The sequence below is a fragment of the Arthrobacter sp. Hiyo1 genome, assembly GCF_001263615.2.
GTDB lineage: Bacteria > Actinomycetota > Actinomycetes > Actinomycetales > Micrococcaceae > Arthrobacter.
The window spans coordinates 305,942-307,168 of record NZ_DF952468.1 but is presented as its reverse complement, the minus strand read 5'-3'; the positions used below and the strand labels follow the sequence as shown (position 1 = coordinate 307,168).

Genomic DNA, 1,227 nt, shown 5'->3' with positions numbered 1-1,227 from the left:
TTGCGCTTGCCCTCCCTAGGCCTACTTGCGCGCAGCAGCCAGAACGCGCCGGCGATAGCCAACAATGCCGCTGTCGGCCAACCGCCCAGCTCATCGGCAAACGGGGCAGCAATCACAAGAGCGGAAACAGGGAGCCACTCGGCCTCGCCGCCCAGCTTCCACGCCAGGACCAGACCGCACAGGAGGGTCGCGAACAACGGGATCCCCACGGGCGTCGCGGAATGCCGGACCAGGATGGCAAAGCCCGCCATGAATGCAGCCGCCGATTGAAGGCCAAAACACGCCACGGCATCAATGCGGCAGCGCCGGATCGCCTGGGATGTGCCCGGCCCAGGGAACCAACGGACCAGCCGGCTGCTGTCGAATGCCGACCATAGCGACTGCGCCGCAAGGAGAACGACGCCGGCCAGCAGCACTTCCGGGAGTCCAAGCCCCGCGTCGGACAGGAGTACAAGGAACGCCACCGTGAATAAGAGCCGCGCGGCATAGAACTGTGGGAGCCGGAAGATGCCCTGCGGAAGGGCCGCCATCACGGCAAAATACAGTCCACACGCCATCATGACGATGGCGTACTCGCCCTTCCCCAAATGTTGGGGAACGAAGCTCGCGGCAAGCGTAACGAGCGGCACCACATAGGGGTGGAGGGACATCAAGGGCCGGACATAGACCGGCGGAAGCCAGCGCGGTCTGCGCATGGCTATAGGGGTCAGGACTACGGCGAATCCGATCAGGCATGCGAAATACCAGACGAGGGCACCGCCCAGCATGGACACGCCCGACCACGCCGCGGAGACCACGAAGCTCAACGACAGGAAAGCGAGAACCCTGTTGTCGAGTCGCACCGCGGCGACAACATAGGCCACCGTCCCGACGATGGACGTAACCAGCCAGGCCGCCGGGCCATTGTGCAACGCGAAGTTGTACATCGCCAGGCCCGTCACGGGGATCAACGCAAGGCCTGTTCCCGCGAAGGCGATCGCGGCGGGCCGAAGCCTGGAAGCCCTCGCGTGAAGGATGAAACCCGCAGCATAGAAGGCAGCCGTGATGGCCCAGACTCCGACGAAGCGGAGAACGGACGGAAGGCTGGAGCCGATGAACAGCGCCGAAGCGGCGACCAGCAGCAGGCTTGCCACGTAGAGGGTGATGTTGATGTTCTGCCGGTCCCGCTTCCGTTTCCGGGCCGCTTCCTCTTCCCGCAGCGCCTCCGGCGGGATCCGGGCCTCTGGC

Annotated in this window: 1 pseudogene; it reads right to left on the bottom strand. The window is 65.1% G+C overall.

The annotated features are described in order from the left end of the window. Positions 1-1,227: pseudogene (locus AHiyo1_RS24380) on the bottom strand (hypothetical protein); the annotation flags it as partial.